This window comes from Sulfitobacter sp. OXR-159, from assembly GCF_034377145.1.
In the GTDB taxonomy this organism is placed as follows: domain Bacteria; phylum Pseudomonadota; class Alphaproteobacteria; order Rhodobacterales; family Rhodobacteraceae; genus Sulfitobacter.
Genome location: NZ_CP139711.1, coordinates 126,902 through 133,783, shown reverse-complemented (window position 1 = coordinate 133,783; position 6,882 = coordinate 126,902). Strand labels below are relative to the sequence as shown.

The following is a 6,882-nucleotide window of genomic DNA, read 5'->3' as shown; positions in this document are numbered from 1 at the left end:
CCTCCTTAGCAAATTTGCGCTAACGAACAATCATCCAGTTGTTATTCGTTGTGCGCTTAAAGTCCGAAATCGGCCATTGACTTACAACACACTTAATTTTAGTCATTAGTTGAATTTTTGTTACCTGAAGGCTGCATATGGATCCGTGGCTCCCACCACTTAATGGGTTGCGAACCTTCGTTAAGGTGGGACGCGTAGGTAGCTTTGCTAAAGCTGCTAATGAACTGAGTGTGACGCCAGCGGCTGTCAGTCGCTCCATACAATCTTTGGAAGCCTATTTGGGCTGCATGCTATTCCACCGAATGCACCGGAAAATTTCGCTGACCCGCGAAGGGCAGATCTATTTCGACAATGTTGCAGATATCTTTGACCGAATAAAATTAGCTACGCTGGACCTAAAGCAGCAACGCACTGATCGCCCGCTTATTATAAGCGCTTATCCTAGCTTTATTGTCAGCTGGCTTGTCCCGCGTTGGTCACACTACGTACAATCGCATCCTGACGCTCAGCTTCGGATTGTTACAACACTCAGCCATGACGTCCCATTTGAACAAAGAGGCATTGATCTGGCGATCCTTTCGGGCTGCGCAAGTGATCCTCGCTATATTTCGACACGGCTGCTGGAGACGACCCTGGTTCCAGTGTGCCGTCCAGACTACCTTCCTCCTGAGACATTGTTCGGTGACACTGAAGACTGGCAAGACGCATTACTGCATTGCGACACCAGACCCAACGATTGGGATCGATGGTCGAAGGCAAATGGTGTGCCATTAGACACGTCGCGTGGCCAATGGTTTGAAAATGCATCAATGATGTATGAAGCCGCGATGAGCGGGCTGGGTATCGCAATTGGAATTGAAGAGCTGTTAAGCCGCGAATTCGCATCAAACCGACTTGCAGTCGCGTTTCGCGACAACGCTGAGATCGTCTGCCCATTTTATGTCATCCGCCCCAAAAAGACGGAAGATCATCCGTTTTTTCCGACCTTCTTGGATTGGTTACAAGACGAGGTAAGAAAAAGCTCTAAAACATTGTGATCTGCGGCAAATTTATCCGTAAATATAGGTAATCCGCATCCAGCCACTAATTTTGGAAAACCTATACTTCCACTGCTTAACAGAAAAAATTCGTTCCTGGATCTTTTGTGCGGAATTCAGTCCGGGACAAATTTCAAATGTTTTTCGAAGTGGTAATTCCTACGGGAAAAGCGGCACGTTCGAGTCCTTTGGCAAATCGCCTCCAGCGGAGTTGATAAAGCTCTGCGGATTTTGTTAACTCAGCCACGCCTGCAGCGTCGATACTACGCACTGCACGGGCTGGACTTCCGACCACTAGTGTATTGTCGGGAATTTCCTTGCCCTCGGTGACCAGCGCACCCGCGCCAATCAAACAGTTTTTGCCTATCTTGGCTCCATTTAGAATAGTGGCACCCATACCGATCAAAGTGTTATCACCGATGCAACAGCCGTGGATCATCGCACGATGGCCAATTGTGCAGTTTGCCCCGATGTGTATGGGAAACCCAGGGTCAACATGCAGCACGCTGTTATCTTGAATATTTGACCCTACTCCTAAATATATTGTATCGTCATCAGCTCGAAGCACCGCCCCAAACCAAACGCTAGTGCTCTGAGTCTGACACTTCCTACCTGTTTCCGCGAGTTTCATCGAGCTTGTCCAGCGCGCGACGTTCCCGGGTGAGGATATCCTCTGCGGTTTTGGTCCATTTGAAGGGCCTTGGCTTCTCGTTGTGGTGGGCCAGATAGTCGTAGATCGCGGCCTCAAGATCATCGACGCTGGAATAGCTGCCGCGCCGGATGCGCCTTGATGTGATCTCGGCAAAGAAGCGCTCCACCAGGTTCAGCCATGACGCGCTGGTGGGCGTGAAGTGCAGCTTGAAGCGCGGATGCTTTTCGAGCCAGGCCTTTACCTCAGGCGTCTTGTGGGTGGCGTAGTTGTCGAGCACCAGATGCACATCGCGCCGCGTGGGCACAGCCTTGTCGATCTGTCGGAGGAATTTCAGGAACTCCTGCGCACGATGGCGTGGCATGCAATCGCCAATGACGGTGCCTGATTTCACATCCAGCGCAGCAAACAGCGTGGTCGTGCCATGGCGTTTGTAATCGTGCGTTACGGTCGCGGCACGGCCCTTCTTGAGCGGCAGTCCGGGCTGGGTGCGATCCAGCGCCTGGATCTGGGATTTCTCATCGACGCAGAGCACCACGGCACGGTCTGGCGGGTCGAGGTAGAGCCCGACGATATCGGTGACCTTCTCCTCGAACTTTGGGTCGTTCGAGACCTTGAACCCCTTCGTGAGATGCGGCTTCAAGCCAGCTTCTGCCCAGATGCGGCCGACGCTCGACGGCGAGATGCCCATGGCTTCGGCCATTAGCGCGCGGCTCCAGTGCGTTGCATTGGGCGGGGTTTCCTGCACCGTCTTGGCGATCACCTTCAGCCTTGTTTCCACGGGCAAAGGCGGCACCCGCGAGGGTCGCGTCTTGTCACGCTTGAGACCGGCCACGCCCTCATCGAGATACCGCTGCTGCCAGCGCCAGACCGTGGGTTTCGACGTGCCCGCGCGTCGCATAATCTCGAACGTGCCATGACCGTCCGCTGTGGCCAGGACGATCTCGGCCCGCCAGACAAGCTTGCGCGCAGTGTTGCGGTTGCTGATCAGGGCTTGAAGCTCAGTACGGTCGGCGGGGCCAAGGTAAAGGCAGATGTCATGGCGTCTCATGCCTCAAATATGGCACATCACGTTGCCGATGGGAATCTCCTGTCAGGTGGAGAACACTAGCGTCAACATCAATCTGCACGTCCCCGATCAAAACCGCAGTCGGCGCAACAAAAGCTTCTCCTTCAGTGGGTCCACGAGGTTCGATGTCTTCCAAAGCGAAGAGATGTGCGGTCACGGGTATTGCTCCTTAGTTGAATTGGATCACAAGACTTTGGGCTGCTTATTCAAAGACTGCCAGCTGCTTATTGAGTAACTCCAGCTTGGCTTTTGGCCGCTTTAAAATTGTTAATTCCAAGATGTCAATCGTTTTACAGTTAGTTATGTGGTCACCTGCCCTTTGTCCGACCCTCGTCTCAGCCGCATCAATCTGAATTGAGGGTGACCTGCTTTTGACCTGATGCTGTGGACGGCCTCTGCAGTTTAAAAGGTCTCTGGCGACAATACGTGCCGGTTGAGTGCATCCACATGTTGGCTTAGCCGTAACCTACTGTCCTTCCCCCCTAGAACTGGGCCACTACGATGGCCGAGAGAGTGAGACTTGGAATGGCTCGGAAACGGTATTCGGACAAAGACATCCTGAAGCATCTGCGCGAGATCGAGCTGAAGCTGGCGGAAGGCGGTGATGTACAGTCGGCATGCCGCGCCGTCGGCGTAAGCGACGCGACGTACTACAATTGGCGCCGACGGTTCGGCGGGATGGCGCGTTCACAGCTGTCGGAGCTGCGCAGCTTTGAGAAGGAGAACGCCCGGCTGAAGAAGATCATAGCAGAGCTCAAGCTGGACAAGCTGATCCTGAGGGAAAGCCTGAACCACCTAAAGCCGAGGGCCTGACAACGGAGCACTTGCGAAGTGACAACGTCCTATGTCGGGAAAATCTGGCTGCTTAGGTCAGCAGGTCTTGGGGCATTTGGTACTCCAGATGCCCTGTTAAGGTTGCCCAGACGGGCTCTGCCGTCAAGAAATGATCTCTTCCATAGCAAACACAGGGTACGCGCGATGGCGGCCCTCACCGTCCTCAATACGAGATCCCAAATCCCAAGCAGAAGGCCCGAACATTATCTACGAGGTCAGCGCACTGCCTCCACGGCTCATGTCAGAGAGAGGTCCTTCCGCCTGGGCTCACCCCCTCGAAGAAGGGGCGATAGGGTTCGCCGTGTTTGACCACGGCGTGTACGGTGCGCGCCATCTTGGCCGCGATGGCGGTGTAAGCCTTGCGGCGTAGATGGGCGTTGTGCCGGGCCCTCGAGATGTAGCGTTCGAACTTGTCGCGGAAGCTATTGGTCCGCTTCAGCACAGCGGTCTGGCCGGCCATCCAGAGGGTGCGACGCAACCGGGCATTGCCGTACTTCGAGATCCTGCTCTGGCCGCGGAACATGCCGGACTGGACCGTGGCGAGGTCCATGCCGCAGAACTTCAGGAACTGGCGATGATGCCGAAACCGACGCAGGTCACCGGCCTCGGCCAGGATGGTCATGGCGTTGATCGGGCCGATCCCGGGAATGGTCGTCAGCAACTGATAGTCGGGCAGATCCGACAGCAACTCGATGGCCCGTGCCTCAATCACATCGCGCTGTCGGATTAGGCTTCTCCTTTCGGCCAGCACCAAGCGGAACATGCGGACAGCGTCAGAATCCGGCTGGACTGGCAACCCCACTGAGTCAACCGCAGTCGCATAAATATCTGAAAGTAAGCGTTCTTTGGACACTTTGCGTCCAACCACTTGCCAGGCATCGGCAATGAATGCCTCCCGGTGTCAACGGCGGAGTAAAAACCTGCCACGCGGCGGCGTAAAACCAGGCCAGTGGGGGGGTGCCAAGCGCCATGGCACGCGTGCTCTCCAGATAGCTGGCGCGTGCCATGGCGCATTGGCCCGCAGGGCCAATTCTGTGACGGATGATCAGGTGCCGGCTTCTTTCCGGGCGCGGCTTTGGGCAAGCCTGTAACTCTCACCGTTCATTTCGAGAATGCTGACGTGATGGGTCAGGCGGTCGAGGAGAGCGCCGGTCAGCCGTTCGGTGCCGAAGGTTTCGGTCCATTCGTCGAACGGCAGGTTGCTGGTGATCAGCGTGGCGCCGCGCTCATAGCGCTGCGAGATCAGCTCGAACAAGAGCTCCGCACCGGTCTTGGAGAGCGGCACGAAGCCCAGCTCGTCAATGATGAGCAGCTTGACGCTGGCCAACTGCTTTTGCAGCCGCAGCAGGCGACGTTCGTCGCGGGCCTCCATCAGTTCACTGACCAGCGTGGCGGCGGTGATGAAGCGGACGGGCAACCCCTTCTGGCACGCCGCCAGCCCGAGGCCGAGAGCAACATGGGTCTTGCCCGTGCCGCTCGGGCCAAGGGCGATGACGTTCTCCCGCCGCTCGATCCAGTCGCAGCGGGCAAGTTCCAGCACCTGCATCTTGTTCAGCTTGGGGATCGCCTTGAAGTCGAAGCTGTCGAGGCTCTTGGTGGCCGGGAACTTCGCCGCCTTGATGCGCCGCTCGATCATCCGCCGCTCCCGGTCGATCAGTTCCAACTCGACCAAGCGGGCCAGGAACTGGACGTGGTCCTGACCTTCGGCGGCGCATTGTCGGGCGAGCTTGTCGTATTCCCGCAGGAAGGTCGGCAGCTTCAGCGTCTTCAGATGATCCGCGAGCAGGATCTTCGGGGCGTCACTCATTCCGCCGCCTCCGACGTCAGGGCCATGTAGCTGGCGACCGAGGTCGTCTCGACATGCGCGCGTGGCAGGTAGGGGTAGACGTCGAGGTCGAGCTTCGGCGGCCGCTTCTCGACGTGACAGAGCACGAGGTGCTTGACCGCATCAAAGCCGACCGCCCCCAATTGCAGGGCCCTCTTCACCGCGGCGTGGAGGTCATCGATGCCGAAGGTCTCGAGCAGGCGCAGAACCTGAACATACTCGCGGCGCCCGGCCTTTATCATCCGCGCTTCCATCAGGCGGCGCAGGGTCGCGAACTCAGACGGCAGGTCCCATTCAACCAGGGGCGCCGCCTGGTCCAGAGCGTTGATCTTTTGCTCGATGAGCGGAAGGTAATGCACCGGATCAAAGACCATGTCCTCACGGTCGTGGCAGCGGGGATGGCGTGCGATCACCTCGCCACCGCAGCCGATCACGACCACGTCGACATAGCCCCTGATCCAGACGTCACGGTGGCCGTAGGCGACCGGCACCGAGTAATCATTGGTCTTGTAGCGCACCAGCGCCTGGGAGCTGACCCGTCCGGTCGCCTGATCACAGGCATCGAACGGCGCAGCGGGGAGTTCGGACATCGCCGCCAGATCCCGCGCGAGCCGGTCTCCGATGGTCTCGGATTGCCCCCGCAGGACATCCGACTGGCGTTTGCGGCACTGCTCCTCCAGATCGGAGTTGAACGCGTCCCAAGAAGCAAACCGCGGGATCGGCACCATGAAGTTGCGCCGGGAATAGCCGACCAGGCCCTCCGCGTTGCCCTTGTCGTTGCCTTTGCCGGGACGGCCGTATCGATCACGGAACAGGTAATGTGACAGGAACCCGCTGAAGAGCGTCGCCCGCTTGCGCGTTCCGTCCGGCAGGATCTTCGCAACCAAGCAGCGGTCGTTGTCGTACAGGATCGAGATCGGCACCTTGCCGAAGAAGGCAAAGGCGTGGATATGGCCATCGACCCAAGCCTCGGCGGTGGCCGCCGGATAGGCTCGCACGAAGCAGCCTTCGCTGTGCGGCAGATCCATGACGAAGAAGTGTGCCTTCTGCTCAACACCGTCGACGACAACCACCGCCTCGCCGAAGTCGGCCTGGGCGTGCCCGGGCGGATGCGCCAGCGGCACGAACATCTCGCGGCCGCGCCGTTCGCGCTGACGCATGTAATCCTTCACGATCGTGTAGCCGCCGGTGAACCCGTGCTCTTCGCGGAGCCGCTCGAACACACGCTTCGCCGTGTGGCGCTGCTTGCGATGGATCTCCCGATCGCTGTCCAGCCAACCGTCTATGATGCCGGTGAAGGCATCCAGCTTTGGTCGCTTGACCGGTGCCGTTCGTCGATATCCAGGCGGAACCGAGAACGCCATCATCTTAGCTACGCTGTCGCGAGAAATGTTGAAATGCCGCGCCGCTTCTCGCTGGCTCATGCCCTCAGCACAAGCCAGCCAAACTTTCCGATACAAATCCACGG

Annotated in this window: 6 protein-coding genes and 1 pseudogene; 2 read left to right on the top strand and 5 right to left on the bottom strand. The window is 57.9% G+C overall.

The window, feature by feature from the left end; genetic code table 11:
* Window positions 1-137: 137 nt before the first annotated feature.
* The gene (locus T8A63_RS21460; RefSeq protein WP_274594638.1) at window positions 138-1,037 is read left to right on the top strand and encodes a LysR substrate-binding domain-containing protein; all 900 of its coding nucleotides are present in this window, start codon (window positions 138-140) and stop codon (window positions 1,035-1,037) included.
* A gap of 133 nt (window positions 1,038-1,170) precedes the next feature.
* Here T8A63_RS21460 and T8A63_RS21455 read toward each other — a convergent pair whose 3' ends face one another.
* Both T8A63_RS21455 and T8A63_RS21450 read right to left on the bottom strand, forming a co-directional pair.
* Window positions 1,171-1,668, bottom strand: coding sequence for a gamma carbonic anhydrase family protein (locus tag T8A63_RS21455; protein ID WP_416153269.1), 498 nt, complete (start codon window positions 1,666-1,668; stop codon window positions 1,171-1,173).
* Entirely contained in the window at window positions 1,646-2,737 is a 1,092-nt protein-coding gene (locus T8A63_RS21450; RefSeq protein WP_067931132.1) for an IS630 family transposase, read from the bottom strand. Before T8A63_RS21450 ends, T8A63_RS21455 begins: the two co-directional genes overlap by 23 nt.
* A gap of 543 nt (window positions 2,738-3,280) precedes the next feature.
* Between T8A63_RS21450 and T8A63_RS21445 the strand changes: the two genes are divergently transcribed.
* Window positions 3,281-3,568 carry a transposase gene (locus T8A63_RS21445; protein ID WP_274594636.1) on the top strand — a complete coding sequence of 96 codons (288 nt, stop codon included), beginning with the start codon at window positions 3,281-3,283 and terminating at the stop codon, window positions 3,566-3,568.
* Window positions 3,569-3,830: 262 nt separating this feature from the next.
* Here the strand turns inward: T8A63_RS21445 and T8A63_RS21440 are convergent.
* From T8A63_RS21440 to istA, 3 genes and pseudogenes are all read right to left on the bottom strand, one after another.
* Window positions 3,831-4,490, bottom strand: a pseudogene (locus T8A63_RS21440) (IS110 family transposase); the annotation flags it as partial.
* Window positions 4,491-4,634: 144 nt separating this feature from the next.
* On the bottom strand, window positions 4,635-5,396 hold the full coding sequence (istB, locus tag T8A63_RS21435) for an IS21-like element helper ATPase IstB (RefSeq protein ID WP_306130378.1): 762 nt from the start codon (window positions 5,394-5,396) through the stop codon (window positions 4,635-4,637).
* Window positions 5,393-6,880 (bottom strand): IS21 family transposase, encoded by a 1,488-nt coding sequence (gene istA / locus T8A63_RS21430; RefSeq protein ID WP_416153268.1) that lies wholly within the window; start codon window positions 6,878-6,880, stop codon window positions 5,393-5,395. Before istA ends, istB begins: the two co-directional genes overlap by 4 nt.
* Window positions 6,881-6,882 lie beyond the last annotated feature (2 nt).